The organism is Streptomyces sp. NPDC048506 (genome assembly GCF_040651315.1).
In the GTDB taxonomy this organism is placed as follows: domain Bacteria; phylum Actinomycetota; class Actinomycetes; order Streptomycetales; family Streptomycetaceae; genus Streptomyces.
Genome location: NZ_JBEZIX010000034.1, coordinates 22,465 through 38,065, shown reverse-complemented (window position 1 = coordinate 38,065; position 15,601 = coordinate 22,465). Strand labels below are relative to the sequence as shown.

Here is a 15,601-nt window from a genome sequence, read left to right as displayed (position 1 = left end):
CCGGTCCGCTCCGGGTGTGGGGGCCGGGGGCGGACCGCCACCGTTCGCACCCGCACGGCATCGTGAGGGTGCGGGGAGGGGTATCGGGCAATCAGGCGGCGGTCGGGGACGCCGCGCGCAGCGGGGCGAGCGCCTGTGCCCAGGCCAGCAGTTCGTCGACCAGCCCATGCAGCTTCGGCACGTGCAGCTCCTGCGGGCGGAAGTCGGTGAAGGCCACGAAGTCCTCGCGCAGGCTCAGCGCCAGCTGCGGCCCGATGTCCGCCATCCGCAGCTGACCCGCCTGCGCACGCAGCTTGTGCACCGCCATGACCGCGCCGTGGACGCCGTAGCCGACGTAGGCGACCGGCTTGCCGCCCCACTCCGCGTAGAGGTAGTCGATGGCATTGGTCAGGGAGGAAGGCGGGGCGGTGTTGTACTCGGGCGTCACGATGATGAACGCGCCGTACGACCCGATCCGCTCGGCCCACCGCCGGGTGTGCGGCTGGTGCCCCGGCGCCTGGGCGGCCGGCAGGGGCTCGTCGAGCAGCGGCAGCGCGTAGTCCTTGAGGTCCACGAGCTCGAAGTCCGCGGCGTCACCCGCGTGTTTGGCCGCTAGGTCCCGAACCCAGCGGGCCACCTGCTCGCCCTTCCGGCCAGGCCGAGTGCTGCCGATGATGATGCCGATCTTAGGCATGTCCGATAGTCCTGTTCTGCTCCTGGTGCGGTGGACCTGCCGCAGTCCGGGCATCGGTGCGGCGTCCATTTCCAAGACCCGAGACGAGACAGCCCGGCGGCGTGTGACATCGGAGCGTGGGTTAGGCAGGGCGGCGATAACGACCGGCGGCTCTGTCGAGGAGTCGTGGTTCTGGCTCAACTCCCGGATACTGTTGGTGATCTTCACCGCCCAGGATGAAGTTGGCGGCTTTTGTCGGTCGCTGGGCGTGTGCGCCTGCTGTCCTGTTCGGGAGGCCGCGCCATCCGCGCCGTCAGCCATGTGCCAGCCCGAAACCGTCCCCGAGGACACGTTCAAGGGCTTCGCGAGCCAGTGCATGCAGCGAGGTCGGCAGAGGGGGCAGCGGTTCGTGAAGCCCGTCTTCCGGGTCGACGACAATCTCTCCGCCTGGGGCCTGGGAGGCCACCAGTGCGGCAGCGGCAACTGCAGACGGCCAGTCTGGAGCGCGGCGCTACCAGTTTCGGCACGACACCTTACGACACAGAGGGCTGACTGGATTTCGCCGCCGCAGGAACCTGACGCCACGCCAGGAGTGCTGCCTCAACGTCGCGCCACGCCTTCGATGAAGACAGGAGCGGGTGCCTCACCATCGCCCGACTCGTCCAGCGTTTGACCAGCCGCTGGACCTGTCGGGCGCGCACTTGATCGATGGCAGAAGCGTCAAGCGAAAACCTGCCAGCCAGAATCTGTAATCGTGGCGAGCAACCATTGATCCCGCGCAGTGATCGACAGATCGGATTTACGAACAGGACAGGTACATATCGTCACCAACTCACGACGCCGAGCAGCCTCCGAGCCCCACGTCGAACCATGAACCGTGAGACGAATGTGAGAGACAGGCCTTGGAGCACGCCTAAGGCCGCTTCCTCGCGAACGAGAAAACGGCCTCTGACCTGCGACAATGAGGCGAACCCCTGTCGGGACGACAGGATTTGAACCTGCGACCCCTTGACCCCCAGTCAAGTGCGCTACCAAGCTGCGCCACGTCCCGGTGCCCGTTCCGGCCGGATGTTCCCGGCTGACCGCGCACGAGAACGATACCGCATGTCAGAGGGTGGGTGCTGCCATATCCGGGCACCGCGGCACCGCGGGGTGGTGCGGGCGCGGACGCCGGGATGAGTAGCGGTACTCATGCGCCGCTGTCGGCGCACCGCCACGCTACGCGCATGACTACTCCTTCGATTCAGCGGCCGACCACGACGGCCTTCTTCGTGCAGGCCGCGATCTCCTTCGGACTGTCGATGGCGGCGCTGACGATCGGGATCATCAAGCTGCCGGTGGGGCCCTGGGAGCGCGGGTTCCTCGCGCTCGGCCTGATCTTCGTGGTCTCCTCCGCGTTCACGCTGGCCAAGTGCGTACGGGACCGCCAGGAGGTCGCGGAGGTGACCAACCGGGTGGACAAGGCCCGGATCGACAAGCTCCTCATCGAGCAGGACGTCTTCAACCCTGGACAGGTCTGATTCCGGGCTCGTGGGGCCGCCGACCTCCGGGTCGGCGGCCTCACACTTGACCTCAAGTTTCCTTGAGGTTGCAAGCTCGACGGCATGACGAACACCGCGTCGGAATCGAAGGAAACGCCCCACACCGAGGAGCCTGCGGCAGCGGCGGTCGGCACGGCCACGGCCGTCACGGGTGCGGGGATCGGCTTCGCCGAACTGCCCGGGCTGATGAGCCTGATGACGGGCGATGAGAAGCACGGTCCGGCCGCCACCTCCACCCTGGACGCGGTCTGGGTCCTCTACGACCGGGTGCTGCGGGTCTCGCCCGCCGCCCTCACCGACCCCGAGCGGGACCGCTTCCTGCTCTCCAAGGGCCACGGGCCGATGGCCTACTACGCGGTGCTGGCCGCCAAGGGCTTCTTCCCGGTCGACTGGCTGCCGGGCTTCGGCGCGTACGACTCACCGCTCGGCCACCACCCCGACCGGCTGCTGGTGCCCGGCGCCGAGATCGGCAGCGGATCGCTGGGGCACGGACTCCCGCTGGGCGTCGGCACCGCCCTCGGGCTGCGGGCACAGGGCCGGACCGGACCGGCCGTATGGGTGCTGATCGGCGACGCCGAGCTGGACGAGGGCAGCAATCACGAGGCGCTGGCCCATGCGGGCGCGGCCGGCCTGGACCGGTTGCACACCCTGGTCATCGACAACTCCTCCGCCACGCACGGCTGGCGGGGCGGCATCGCCTCCCGCTTCGAGGCCGCCGGCTGGTCGGTGGCCACCGTGGACGGCCGCGACCACGACGCGCTCCATGCGGCCTACACCGCACCGCACCCGGGCCGCCCGCATGCGGTGATCGCCCGTGTCGAGCCCAAGGGCGTCTGAGCACACCGTCCGGCTCGGCCGCCGTACCCGCGGCCGGGACCGTCCCCCACACCACGACTTCGAGAGGGATTCAGTGATGGACACCATGCGAGAGCGCTTCGCCGCGGTCACCTCGCGACTGCTGGACGAGGACCCGCGGCTGGCGCTGGTACTCGCCGACATCGGCGTGGACGGCTTCGCCGCGGCGGCCCTACGGCATCCAGACCGGGTGGTCAACGTCGGCATCCGGGAACAGCTGCTGCTCGGGGTGGGCGGCGGGCTGGCGCTCACCGGGCTGCGACCGATCGTGCACACCTTCGCCAGCTTCCTGGTGGAGCGCCCCTTCGAGCAGGTGAAGCTGGACTTCGGGCACCAGGGCGTGGGCGGGGTGCTGGTGAGCGCCGGCGCCTCCTACGACTGGCCCAGCGGCGGCTTCACCCATATGTCACCCGGTGACGTGGCGCTGCTGGACACCCTCGACGGCTGGACGGTGCATGTGCCGGGGCACCCGGACGAGGCCGAGGCGCTGCTGCGGCACGCCGCCGCAGCCGGTGACGACAAGGTGTACGTGCGGCTGTCGGTGCAGGTCAACGCGGCTCCGCGAGCCGTGGACGGGGCGCGCTTCCAGCGGCTGCGGGAAGGGCGCCGCGGTGTGGTCGCCGCGGTCGGACCGATGCTGGACAACGTGCTGGCCGCGACCGAGGGGCTCGATGTGACCGTGCTCTACGCCACGACGGTGCGCCCCTTCGACGCCGAGGCGTTGCGCACCGCGGCCGGCGCGGCGGACGCCGCGGACGTGGTGGTCGTCGAGCCGTACCTCGCGGGGACCTCGACGCGGTTCGCCAACGACGCGCTGGTGGACCGGCCGCACCGGGTGCTCGGGCTCGGCGTCGACCGCCGGGAGCTGCGTCGTTACGGACAGCTCGACGAGCACCTCGCGGCGCACGGCCTCGACCCGCGCGGGCTGCGCGAGCGGATCGCCGGATTCGTGCCGTCCCGCTAGGCGCCGGGTCAGACGTGCTTGTCGAGCCAGCCCAGCAGGTCGTCCTGGACCTGGTCGCGGTTGGTCTCGTTGAGGATCTCGTGGCGGGCGTCCGGGTACGCCTTCCAGGTCAGGTCCCGGGTGCCCAGGTAGCGGAAGTCCTCCAGGAGTTCATGGACCAGGGTCATCCGCTGGTTGCACGGGTCGAGGTCGCCGACGACGAGGTGGACGGGGAGTCCGCGGGGGATGCGGACCAGGTTGTCCGGGTCGTTGATCTTGCGGATGGCGCGCACCCAGTCGAGGGAGAGGCCGGCGCAGAACGGGAAGCCGCAGTCCTCGTCGGCGACGTAGGCGTCCACCTCGGCCGTGTCGCGGGAGAGCCATTCGTAGCCGGTGCGCTGGGTGAAGGCGTCGTTGAAGGAACCGAAGAGGCGGGGGATGAAGGGGGAGGGTGCGGTGCGGCCGTGTGCCGAGATCTCGTCCTCCAGCTCGTCGACGGCGCCGTCGACGTCCAGCCCGGGCAGGGTGCGGAAGGTGCCGCTCAGGATCAGCCCGGCGAGGTCGGCGCCGTACTCCTGGGCGTAGTCGCGGGCCAGCATCGAGCCCATGCTGTGTCCGAGCAGGACCAGCGGGGTGCCGGGGTGGACGGCGGCCGCGTGATCGCCGATGCCCTTGAGGTCGGTGACGATCGCCCGCCAGGCGTCCGGGCCGACCACCCCGCGGCCACCGGTGGAGGCGGCGGTGGCGCCGTGGCCGCGGTGGTCGGAGGCGATCACGCCGTAGCCGTGGCCGGCCAGGAAGCGGGCGAAGCGGTCGTAGCGCCGGCCGTGCTCCGCGGCGCCGTGGGCGATCTGGACGAGGGCGCGCGGGTGCCCGGCCTCCGGAAGCCAGGTGTAGGTGGCGATCCGGGCACCGTCCGCTGCCTGGTGGAAGTCCTGCTGCATGGCCTGCATGGCGTCGTCTCCTGAGTGCCGGGGCGGTGGCTGACGGGTCGTCGGCGCCCACTCTCCCGCTCCGCACGCCGGTGCGCCACGGGGCGCGCGTGGCGGAGTTGACCGACGGCCGGCGCCGCATGACACGATCAGGCGGTTCGCTCCTTTCACCTGTGTCTCAACTCCCGTTCACAGGAGGATCGTTGGACGCCAAAGACCACTCCGGCAACACCCCCGTCCCCGCCGCCCGCCCGGCGCCCCCGTCCCCGCTCTCGCGCCGCAGATTCCTCCAGGGCACCGCATCGGCCGCCGCCGCGGCCGGGCTCGCCGGTATCGCCGTCGACGGCCCCGAGGCGTACGCGGACAGCGCCCACGCCCCCGGCACCACGCTGTCCCTCACCGCCGCCACCAACGGCGCGGCCTCCCTCGCACCGGCCGGCGACCGGCTGGTCGCCGAGGTCCAGAACGTCCTGTGGTCGCTGCCCCGAGCCGGCGGTACCGCGGTGGCCCTCACCCCGCCCGACCTGGAGCCCACCCGCCCGGTGCACTCCCCCGACGGCCGCCGGATCGCGCTCTGCGCCTATCGGGGCGGCAACTTCCACCTGTGGGCGGTCGACGCCGACGGCTCCGACCTGCGGCAGCTGACCGACGGCCCCTGGGACGACCGCGGCCCCGCCTGGTCCCCCGACGGGACCCGGATCGCGTTCGCCTCCGAGCGCCGCGGTGATGCGGTGACCGGCAGCGCATACCGCATCTGGGTGCTGGAGGTGCGGACCGGACGACTGACCCGGGTGACCGGACTGCCCGGCCAGGACGGGCCCCACCAGGACGGCCCCTGGGAGGACTTCGACCCCTGCTGGTCGCCGGACGGCTCCCGGATCGCGTTCGTCCGGGGGCAGGCATCGGGCACCGCACTGGTCTCCCGCACGGTCGCCTCGGCGCCGGCCGACGGTGGCGGCGCGGTGCGCACCGAGCACACCGAGACCGCGGCCGCCCAGGTCATGGCGCCGACCCTGTCCCCCACGGGGCGGCTGGCCTACCTGCGCACGACCGACTATCCGGGGCCCACCTGCGCGCTGGTGGTGGACGGTGCGCGGGTCGAGGTGGACGGTGACGTGGCGCCGGTGCCGCCCCGCTGGGTCACCGGGGACGCGCTGCTGCTGACGGTCGGCGGACAGTTCCGGATCGTCCGGGCCGATGCCCCGCAGCAGGCCGAGACGATCCCGTTCACCGCGCGGCTGCCGCTGGAGCGGCCCGACTACCAGATCAAGGACTACGGCTTCGAGCGGACCGCGGTGCGTCCGGTGCGCGGGGTGCATCTGCCGGCGCTCTCCCCCGACGGCCGGCGGATCGCCTTCGCCGCGCTCAACTCGCTGTGGCTGGCGCCGGTTTCGGGCGGTGGCCCGGTGCGCAGGGTCGTCCGGGCCGACGCCACCCGCTACGTCCTGGCGCCCGGTTGGTCCCGTGACGGCCGTGCGCTGCTGTACGCCGACGACCGGGACGGGCTGTTCGCGGTGCGCCGCCGGGAGCTCGCCACCGGCGAGGAGACGGTGCTGGCCACCGGCGGCCGGGTGCAGCCGGCGCTGTCGCCGGACGGCGGACGACTGGCGGCGCTCGACATGTCGGGGAATCTCGTGGTGCGGACGCTGTCGGACGGGACGGAGCGGTTACTGGCCGCGCCGATGGGCGCCGGCGGGCTGCCCGGCCGCCCCAGCTGGTCGCCGGACGGCCGCCATCTGGCGTTCTGCGACCGCAACCGCCTCAACCGCCGCTTCCGCGAGGGCTACAACGTCATCCGGGTGGTGGACGCCGAGACCGGCGAGGGACGGCTGTTCGCGGTCGCCGAGCACCTCTCGATCGCCGACCGTTACGACTCGGGGCCGGTGTGGTCGCCCGACGGGCGCTGGATGGCGCTGATCGCCGAGTCCGCGCTGTGGGTGCTGCCGGTGCGGCCCGACGGCACACCGGACGGCGCACCGCGACGGCTGACCGACGAGCCTGCCGACCACCCGTCGTGGTCCGGCGACTCCGGCACGCTCCTCTACCTCTCCTCGGGCACGCTGCGGCTGATCGCGGTGTCGGGCGGACCGGCCCGGACCGTTCCGCTCTCCCTCGACCACCGCCCCTCGCGCGCGCGGGACACCGTCGTGCACGCCGGCCGGTTCTGGGACGGCACCGGCGACGAGGTGCGGGAGGACGTCGACGTGGTGGTGCGGAACGGGCGGATCACCGCGGTGGAGCCGCATCGCGCACGCCGTTCCGGCACCGCCCGCCGGGTGGACGCCTCGGAGCGGACCGTGCTGCCCGGCCTGTGGGACGCGCACACCCATCCGTGGCAGACGACGTACGGGGGCCGCCAGAGCGCACTGCAACTGGCGTACGGCATCACCACCACGGTCTCCTGCGGCGGCTTCTCCTACGAACAGGCCCGCATCCGGGAGGCCGTGGCGGCCGGAGTGCTCATGGGGCCGCGGCTGCTGACGTGCGGGGAGCTGCTGGACGGCGGTCGGGTGGCGTACAGCATGGGGCGCGCACACCGCACCCGCGCCGGACTGCGCCGGTCGCTGGCCCGCGGCGCCGCCCTGGAGTGGGACTTCGTCAAGACGTATGTAAGGGCGCCGGGTTGGGTCATGGCGGAGGCCGCGCGCTTCGCCCACGACCGGCTCGGGGTCCGTTCCGGGAGCCACCTGCTCACCCCGGGATCGCAGCTGGGTCAGGATCTGACGACCCATCTCCAGGCCACCCAGCGGCTGGAGTTCGGGCACGCCGTCTCCCGCAGCGGGCACGCCTACCAGGACGTCGTGGACGTCTACGCCGGTACCGGCTTCCACCTGATCGCGACCCCGTTCTCGGCGTCCCCGCTGCTCGGCGACGCGCCCGCGCTGGCCGACGACGTACGGGTGACGAGGCTGATGCCGCCCTGGGACGCCGCGGTCGTACGGGAGGACGCCAGGCACCGGCCCACGGCGGCCCAACTGGCCGACATCGACGTCGAAGTGGATGTCTACCGGCGCGTGCTGGACGGCGGCGGGCTGGTCGCGCTGGGCACCGACCAGCCGTTGACGCCGGTGGGTCTGGGCCTGCACCTGTGCCTGCGGGCGCTGCACCGGGGCGGTCTGAGCGTGAGCCGGACCCTGCGCACCGCGACCGCGCTGCCCGCCCGGGCGTTCGGCGCGGAGCGGGACCTGGGGACGCTGGAGGTCGGCAAGCTCGGCGATATGACGCTGGTGGACGGCGATCCGTTCAGCGACTTCGACGCGCTGGTGCGGACCTCCGCGGTGCTGCGGGGCGGACGACTGGTCGAGCAGCGGGAGTTGGTGGACTCCTTCCCGGCGCCCACCGCCAGCGCGCCGCGGTCGGCCGGTGCCGACTGGTTGGAGGTGGGGCGGCAGCAGCGCCGCGAGTCCTGCTGCCACCTCGCGCACTGACCCCGGACGCCCCTTCCGCGGCGGCGGGGGAGGCGTGGGGTGGCGCGGTTCCGGGGCGCTCCGGAACCGCGCCACGGCCGTCGTCGGACGGGGGGTGGTGCACACATGCCGTGTGCTTCAACCCTGCGCGTGAATGCACCCGGTTGATGTTTCAGGCGCCCCGCAGCAGGTATGCCAACGGGTATTGCACGCGGTAAGCGACAGATCACGTTCCGGTACGTCCACGTGCGGACGGCACCGCCAGTGCCGTCCCAAGACGGGGTGCGACCAGCGCGGAGAAGATCGCGAAAGAGGGCTCGTCTTGCATCGCTACTTCACCGACCAGAGACATGAAGCACTCCGCATGCGGGTGCGGGACTTCGCCGAAAGGGAGGTCCGTCCCCGGATTGCGGAGATGGAGGCGAGCCGAACCGTCTGCCACGACCTCTCGCGCCGGATCGCCCGCCAGGGGTGGATCGGCGCGACCATCCACCGCGCGTACGGAGGGATGGGTGCGGGGCACGTCGCCAAGACGATCATCATCGAGGAGCTCTCGCGGGTCAGCGCCGCGATGGGCGCCATGGTGCAGGCGTCCCAGCTGGGCGTCGCGAAGATCGTCCACTTCGGCGACGAGGAGCAGAAGAAGACCTGGCTGCCGGCCATAGCGTCCGGCGACTGCCTGCCGACCATCGCCGTCACCGAACCGCAGTCCGGCGGGCACGTGCTGGGCATGGCCTCCACCGCGGTCCGCGACGGCGACGACTACGTCCTCAACGGCCGCAAGATCTACGTCGGCAACAGCCACGTCGGGGACCTGCACGGGGTGGTGGCCCGCACCGGCGAGGGTTCCCGGGGGCTGTCCGCGTTCCTCGTCGAGTCCGGCACCCCCGGCTTCCGGGTCGCACCGCAGCAGCCGGCCATGGGGCTCCACGGCTTCAGCTTCGGCGAGCTGTTCTTCGACGACTGCCGGGTCCCGGCGGCGAACCTGCTGGGCCGGGAGGGCGACGGGCTCTGTGTCGCGTACTCCTCCAGCGTGCTGTACGGGCGGCCGAACCTGACCGCCGTGTCACTGGGCATCCATCAAGCCGTGCTGGACGAGACCACGGCGTTCTGCACCGAGCGGCAGCGCTACGACAAGCCGCTGGCCGACCTCGCCAACATCAAGCTCAAGCTCGGCCGCATCCAGTCGCGGCTGCTGCTGGCCCGGTTGTCCGCGTACCACGCGGTGCACCTGCTCGACCAGGGGCTGCCGTGCGATGCGGAGCTGATGAACGCCAAGCTGGTCAATGTGGAGTCGGCGCTGGAGTCGGCGCGCGACGCGATGGACGTGCACGCCGCGTGCGGGCTGTTCGTCGACCGCCCGATCGAACGCTTCCTGCGGGACGCCCACCACATCTTCGCCCCCGCCGGCACCTCCGACATCCAGCTGCTGCGCCTGGGCGAACTGGCCCTGGGCCAGGCGAAGGGCCAGTGGTCCACCCGGCTCGCGGAGCTGCTGCGACTGGACCCGTCGGAGTGGCCGGAGGACGGCGTCGGTCTGGACGCGGCGCCGGACGAGGACGACCGGGCCACGGTGCCGGGCCAGCGCACCGCCCCGCCCCGTCAGCGCTCCTGGTTCGCCCGCCTGAGGTGACCTGCCGGGCGGCCGACCCGGGGCCGCGGCCGGCGGCGCACCGTCGAGGCCGTGGCCCCGGGGCGGCCGCCCGGGGCCCGCGCCGGATCAGGAGGAGTCGCGCTGCTGCTCCATGCGGTGGATCTGCTCGACGAGTTCGGCCGCCATGGACTTGATCGTCGCCAGCCCCTCCCGCCCCCAGGGCCGCGGTTCGAGGTCCACCACACAGACCGTGCCCAGTGCCATGCCCGTCCGGTCGATCAGCGGTGCGCCGAGGTAGGAGCGGATGCCGATCTCGTCCACGACGGGGTTGCCGGCGAACCGCGGGTAGTCACAGACGTCCTCCAGGACCAGGGCCTTGCGGCGGACGATGACGTGCGGACAGTAGCCGTGGTCGCGGTCCATCACCCGGCCGGGCTGGGCGCTGGCGGGCGCCGGCCCCAGTTCGACGGCCCGGTCCTGGTCGGGGGTGTACAGGCCGGCGAAGTACTGCCGGTGCTCGTCGATGAAGTTGACCATCGAGTACGGCGCCCGGGTGGTCCGGGCCAGCTTGCGCGCGAACGCGTCGAACGCGGGCAGCGGGGAGTCACCGATGCCCAGCGCCCGCAGCCGGGCCACCCGCGCCGGGGCCTCGTCGTCCTGCGGGGTGAGCAGCAGATGGCGCGTGGGGTCGTAGGAGAGGTACGGGACGCGGGAGGCGGGGTGGTTCATGGCAGCTCCGGGGTCGCGGCGAGGGCGGGGGTGAGCAGGTGCTGGACGAGCGCTACCAGGACGTGGGTGGCCGAACTGCACTGGCGGGCGTCGCAGAGCACGACGGGGACGTCCGCGGACAGGTCCATGGCGGTGCGGACCTCGTCCGGGTCGTAGTGGTGGGAGCCGTCGAACTCGTTGACGGCGACGGCGAAGTGGATACCGCGCCGCTCGAAGAAGTCGACGGCGGCGAAGCACTGGTCCAGTCGCCGGGTGTCGGCGAGGACGACCGCGCCGAGCGCGCCGTTGGACAGTTCGTCCCACATGAACCAGAAGCGCTGCTGACCCGGCGTCCCGAAGAGGTACAGGGTGTGGGCGGGGCTGATCGTGATCCGGCCGAAGTCCATGGCGACGGTCGTGGTGCTCTTCCTCTCGACGCCCGCCAGGTCGTCGGTGCCGACGCTGATCTGGGTCAGCATCTCCTCCGTGCTGAGCGGCTCGATCTCGCTCACCGCTCCGACGAAGGTCGTCTTGCCCACTCCGAAGCCACCCGCCACCAGGATCTTCAGCGCGGTCGGGAAGAGGTCGGTCGAGACGGGCATGGGGTCCCCCCGGTGGGGGTCACAGTCGTTTGCGAAGTCCATTCAGCACCGCCTCCAGCAGGGCTCGGTCGGTACGGGACGCGGCCCCTGGCGAAACGGTCACGGGGGCCCGCGCGGTGAGCGCCCCGCAATCGACGAGGTCGGCGAGGAGCACTTTGGTGACCACGGCGGGCAGCCGTATGTGGGCGGCGATCTCCGCGACCGAGATCGGCCCGTCGCACAGCCCGAGCACCTGGGCGTGGTCGGGGCCCTGACAGGCGACGGGTCGTCGGCCGGTGGCCATCACCATGGTCAGCAGGTCGAACTGCGCCGTCGGACGGGTCCGGCCGTTGCTGACGGCGTACGGGCGGACCAGCCGGCCCGCCTCGTCGTCGTACCACGGATCACCGGCCCGCCGCCGGCGACGCACGGTCACGGTCAACGACCGCCCGCGGAGGCCTGGTGGCGCGCGGGGGTGGACAGATACGGCCGGACGCTCTTGACCAGCATGGACATCTCGTAGCCCAGCACCGCCACATCGGCGTCGCGCCCGGCGAGCACGGCCAGGCAGGCGCCCGATCCGGCGGTCGAGACGAACAGGAACGTGGACTCCAGCTCGACGACGACCTGGAGGACGTCATCGCCCTCGCCGAAGCGCACTCCGGCGCTGCGGGCCAGGGAGTAGAGGCCGGAGGACAGGGCGGCCATGTGGTCGGCGCTGTCCGGGTCGAAGCCGTGGGCCGCCTTGACGAGGCCGTCCGAGGACAGCAGGACCGCGCTGCGGGCGTGCGGCACCCGCTCGACGAGCCCGGTCAGCAGCCAGGACAGATCGGTGTGCTGACTGCTCTGGAGCTGCGAAGGGGCCTGCGCACGCACATCACTCACCATGGTTGCGGTCGTCTCCTCGGGGGCGGGCCATCGGGGCATCGTGGTCACGGTCGTAAGGCAGGACGTCGCCGGCCGGAGCCGGGGGGTCGCCGTCGTCGCCGGGGAGGCCGGCGCAACTCTCCTCGCCCAGGCTGAAGCCGCGCCGGAAGGCGGCCATCAGGCCGGGGTCGTGCTCGGGCTCGGGGCCCGTACGGTGCGTGGTGGACGGCAGGATCGGGTCGCCGCGCAGTTCGGGGACGAGGTGGGTCTGCTTGCGGCGCCTGGGCAACCGCGGGCGGGCACCGTGGTCCACGGAGGGGGGTGGTGCGGGCGGCAGGACGACCGGGCCGGGGTCCGCGGGGCGCTCGGCCGCGGGGCCGGCGTCGGGGGCGTAGGGCTCGGTCGACTGCGGCTCGGTCGGCGGGACTTCGGGGGTGTGGCCGCCCTGTGCGTGGACCAGTCGGCGGCGGGTGGCGGCGTCCGGGGCCGGGCCGGGGCCGGGGATGGCCGCATGCCGGGGGGACGCGTCACCGAGGGCACGGGCGTCGTGGCCGGTGCCCTGGTCGGCTTCGTGGCCGCCGTCGTACACGCGGTCGTACCTCCCGTGCTCACGGGCCGGGTCGGCGTCCGGGGAACCGATCCGGGGTGCGTTCGCGCCCCCCGCCTCGCCGCCGGCCGAGTCCTCGCCCAGCAACCCCTGCGGGATGATCAGCACGGCCTGCACCCCGCCGTAGATGTTGCTCTGGAGCTGGACGACGACGCCGTGCCGGCGGGCGAGCGAGGACACCACGAAGAGCCCGATCCGTCCGTCGCTCAGCAGCTCGGCGACATCGACGTGATCGGGGTCGGCCAGCAGCGCGTTCATCCGGGTCTGCTCGTCGGCGGACATACCGAGGCCGCGGTCCTCGACCTCGATGGCGAGGCCCGAGGTGACGAGTTGGGCGCGCAGCAGGACCGGGGTCTGCGGGGCCGAGTAGATGGTGGCGTTCTCGACGAGCTCGGCGAGCAGGTGGATGACGTCGGCGACGGCGTGTCCGCGCAGGGTGCCCTCGATCGGGGGCACCAGCTTGATCCGGGGGTACTGCTCGACCTCGGCGATGGAGGAGCGCAGCACTTCGGTCATGGAGACCGGGCGGCTCCACTGGCGGCGCGAGATGGCGCCGCCGAGGACGGCCAGGTTCTCGGCGTGCCGGCGGATGCGGGTGGCCAGGTGGTCGACGTGGAACAGCCCCTTGAGCAGGTCCGGGTCCTCGACCTGGTTCTCCAGCTCGTCGAGCAGCTCGATCTCACGGTGCACCAGGGACTGGAGCCGGCGGGCGAGGTTCACGAAGACCTCCACCTTCTGCTCGCTGCCGCTGGCGTTGCTGCGGGCGATGGCGACCGCGTCGATGACCGCGGACTCGGCGGCCCGGCCGGCCGCGGCCACTTCGTGGGCGAGCAGGTCGAGGGTGTCGCCGGTGGGCACCGGGCCGGGATCGGGTTCGCGGCGCTGGAGCCACTCGCCCTGACGTACCCGGTCGAGGAGGTCGTACAGGTCGGACTGGCTGCGGGCGCAGACCTGGCGCAGCCGGGCGTAGCGGGTGACCGTGGCGCGGGCCTCGGCGTTGGCGGCGGCGCTCGCGGTGAGCACGATGACGCAGACCACGGCGAGGCCGCCGCAGAGCACCGCCCACTCCCGGCCGGTGATCCGCGCACCACCGGCCTGGACGACGAAGGCGGCCACGGCGGTGCAGACGACGGCGGTCAACAGGCAGGGCACCGCCGCGAGCCGGACCAGGCGGGACCGTATCGCCGAGTCGGCGGCCGACTCCGGGAAGGAGGCCCGGCCGTGTCGTCCGCCTTCCCGCTCCCGACGCCGGAGGGGGGCGGGTACGGCGGCGGCCCCCGGGGAACCCTGGGTCTCCGGGGACCTTTGAGCCTCCTGGGACGTCTGGGTCCCCTGGGGGAATGCGGTAGGCATCAGCGCCCTCCGGATCGGCCGTTGGCAGTTCGCGGAGCACGCACGCTAGTTGTTGCGGGGGTGGGGTTCCGACCTACTTCGGGGTTTCGCTACCCCTCGCCACCTCCCTGGGTGGGTGTGGTCCGCATGTCCGTGCGGACCGATCCGAACCTCCGTTCATACGGAGGGAGTTGATGCCTCCGTGGCAGCCTCGTGCGACGGCTCTCGGACGGCGCTCGCCGGTGCGACGCGCGCCGGCGGCCAACTCGGCCAGCCCTGCACGGGCGGCACCGCAACGGCCCGCCACCAGGGCTCCACCACTGGCTCGTCGGCGGGCTCGAACGGCTTGCCCGGCGGCGGCACGGCCACCTTGGCACCGTCCCGCCGCGCCGCCGCCACCGTACGCTCCGCAGGTTCGGACCACGGGTGCGGGGCGAGGTTGAAGGTGCCCCAGTGGATCGGCAGCAGCACCCCCTCCGGGACGCCCCCGGACAGGTCCGCGTGCGCCCGCAGCCCCTCCTCCGGGGTCATGTGGATGTCCGGCCAGAAGTCGCTGTACGCGCCGATCTGCATCATCGTGGCGTCGAACGGGCCGTGCGCCGCGCCGATCTCCGCGAATCCGGGGAAGTAGCCGGTGTCCCCGCTGTGGTAGATCCGGTGCTCCGGCCCGGCGACCACCCAGGAGGCCCACAGGGTGTGCTGCGGGCCGCGCAGGCCCCGGCCGCAGAAGTGCTGTGCGGGGGTGGCGGTGAGGGTCAGCCCGCCGACGCGGGTGGACTCGTGCCAGTCGAGCTCGGTGATCCGCTCCTCGGGCACGCCCCAGAACTCCAGGTCGGCGCCGATGCCGAGCGGGACGACGAAGGCCGCGCCGGTGCGGATCAGCCCCTGGATCGTCGGCATGTCGAGGTGGTCGTAGTGGTCGTGCGAGATCACCACGACATCGACCGGGTCCAGCTCGTCCAGCGCAACCGGCACCGGGTGCATCCGCTTGGGACCGGCCCAGGTGAACGGCGAACAGCGCTCGCCCCAGACCGGGTCGAAGAGCACCCGCTGCCCGTCTATCTCCGCGAGCACGCTCGAATGCCCCATCCAGGTGAGTCGCAGCCCGGAGGCGGGCGGCCTGCCCCACTCCTCGACGGTCGGACGGTGCACCGGGATCCGGCCGACCGGCGCCCGGCGCAGCCGGCCCTCGCGGCTGAGCTGGGTGCGCGCCATCGGCAGCGCGGAGCCGTTGAGCAGTTGCCGCGTCGGCACCGGGTTGCGGAACTGGCCGTCCACGAACTGCGGCGATCTGCGCATCCTGGCCAGCCGTTCCCCCGTGGGCTCGGCGCCGAAGCTCGCGGGGCGCAGCGCGGAAAGGTCGAAGCGGCGGGGGCGGGAAGCGGTCACGGCACCTCCATGGTCGGGGCGGTCGCGAAGTGAACGGGCCGCGGGAGCGGTGGGTTCCGGCGCACCGGCCGCCCGGCGCCGCCGTGCGGCTTTTGCACCACGACGCCCGGACTCAACACCATCACCCGCAGACGCCAACCGCGCGACCGGCCGTGACATTCCGCGCCACGGTGTGATCCGCGTCCCGGACGGC

13 protein-coding genes and 1 tRNA gene are annotated in these 15,601 nt (G+C 72.5%); 5 read left to right on the top strand and 9 right to left on the bottom strand.

Annotated elements, in window-relative coordinates; translation table 11 throughout:
* Positions 1–91: 91 nt before the first annotated feature.
* Entirely contained in the window at positions 92–673 is a 582-nt protein-coding gene (locus AB0C96_RS26255; RefSeq protein ID WP_362920400.1) for an NAD(P)H-dependent oxidoreductase, read from the bottom strand.
* Positions 674–1,629: 956 nt separating this feature from the next.
* Positions 1,630–1,703, bottom strand: a tRNA-Pro gene (locus AB0C96_RS26250).
* 175 nt (positions 1,704–1,878) lie between these two features.
* On the opposite strand from AB0C96_RS26250, the gene AB0C96_RS26245 reads away from it, so the two are divergent.
* From AB0C96_RS26245 to AB0C96_RS26235, 3 genes are all read left to right on the top strand, one after another.
* Complete coding sequence (locus AB0C96_RS26245) at positions 1,879–2,172, top strand: YiaA/YiaB family inner membrane protein (protein ID WP_362920399.1); 294 nt, start codon at positions 1,879–1,881, stop codon at positions 2,170–2,172.
* Between the two features lie 207 nt (positions 2,173–2,379).
* Entirely contained in the window at positions 2,380–3,030 is a 651-nt protein-coding gene (locus AB0C96_RS26240) for a transketolase (protein WP_362920507.1), read from the top strand.
* Between the two features lie 76 nt (positions 3,031–3,106).
* On the top strand, positions 3,107–4,012 hold the full coding sequence (locus AB0C96_RS26235) for a transketolase (RefSeq protein ID WP_362920398.1): 906 nt from the start codon (positions 3,107–3,109) through the stop codon (positions 4,010–4,012).
* Positions 4,013–4,020: 8 nt separating this feature from the next.
* Here AB0C96_RS26235 and AB0C96_RS26230 read toward each other — a convergent pair whose 3' ends face one another.
* Positions 4,021–4,944, bottom strand: a complete 924-nt coding sequence (locus AB0C96_RS26230; protein WP_362920397.1) for an alpha/beta hydrolase — start codon at positions 4,942–4,944, stop codon at positions 4,021–4,023.
* Positions 4,945–5,126: 182 nt separating this feature from the next.
* On the opposite strand from AB0C96_RS26230, the gene AB0C96_RS26225 reads away from it, so the two are divergent.
* Positions 5,127–8,351, top strand: coding sequence for an amidohydrolase family protein (locus tag AB0C96_RS26225; protein ID WP_362920396.1), 3,225 nt, complete (start codon positions 5,127–5,129; stop codon positions 8,349–8,351).
* Between the two features lie 301 nt (positions 8,352–8,652).
* Positions 8,653–9,963, top strand: a complete 1,311-nt coding sequence (locus tag AB0C96_RS26220) for an acyl-CoA dehydrogenase family protein (RefSeq protein ID WP_362920395.1) — start codon at positions 8,653–8,655, stop codon at positions 9,961–9,963.
* Between the two features lie 87 nt (positions 9,964–10,050).
* On the opposite strand, the gene AB0C96_RS26215 is transcribed toward AB0C96_RS26220, so the two are convergent.
* The 6 genes from AB0C96_RS26215 to AB0C96_RS26190 all read right to left on the bottom strand — a co-directional run bounded on the left by AB0C96_RS26215 (position 10,051) and on the right by AB0C96_RS26190 (position 15,408).
* Positions 10,051–10,653 (bottom strand): GAF domain-containing protein, encoded by a 603-nt coding sequence (locus tag AB0C96_RS26215; RefSeq protein ID WP_362920394.1) that lies wholly within the window; start codon positions 10,651–10,653, stop codon positions 10,051–10,053.
* Entirely contained in the window at positions 10,650–11,234 is a 585-nt protein-coding gene (locus AB0C96_RS26210; RefSeq protein ID WP_362920393.1) for an ATP/GTP-binding protein, read from the bottom strand. Before AB0C96_RS26210 ends, AB0C96_RS26215 begins: the two co-directional genes overlap by 4 nt.
* Before the next feature lie 19 nt (positions 11,235–11,253).
* Positions 11,254–11,649, bottom strand: coding sequence for a DUF742 domain-containing protein (locus AB0C96_RS26205; protein ID WP_362920391.1), 396 nt, complete (start codon positions 11,647–11,649; stop codon positions 11,254–11,256).
* Positions 11,650–11,651: 2 nt separating this feature from the next.
* The gene (locus AB0C96_RS26200; RefSeq protein WP_362920390.1) at positions 11,652–12,101 is read right to left on the bottom strand and encodes a roadblock/LC7 domain-containing protein; all 450 of its coding nucleotides are present in this window, start codon (positions 12,099–12,101) and stop codon (positions 11,652–11,654) included.
* The gene (locus AB0C96_RS26195) at positions 12,091–14,040 is read right to left on the bottom strand and encodes an ATP-binding protein (RefSeq protein ID WP_362920389.1); all 1,950 of its coding nucleotides are present in this window, start codon (positions 14,038–14,040) and stop codon (positions 12,091–12,093) included. Before AB0C96_RS26195 ends, AB0C96_RS26200 begins: the two co-directional genes overlap by 11 nt.
* A gap of 156 nt (positions 14,041–14,196) precedes the next feature.
* Entirely contained in the window at positions 14,197–15,408 is a 1,212-nt protein-coding gene (locus AB0C96_RS26190) for an MBL fold metallo-hydrolase (protein WP_362920388.1), read from the bottom strand.
* Positions 15,409–15,601: the final 193 nt, after the last annotated feature.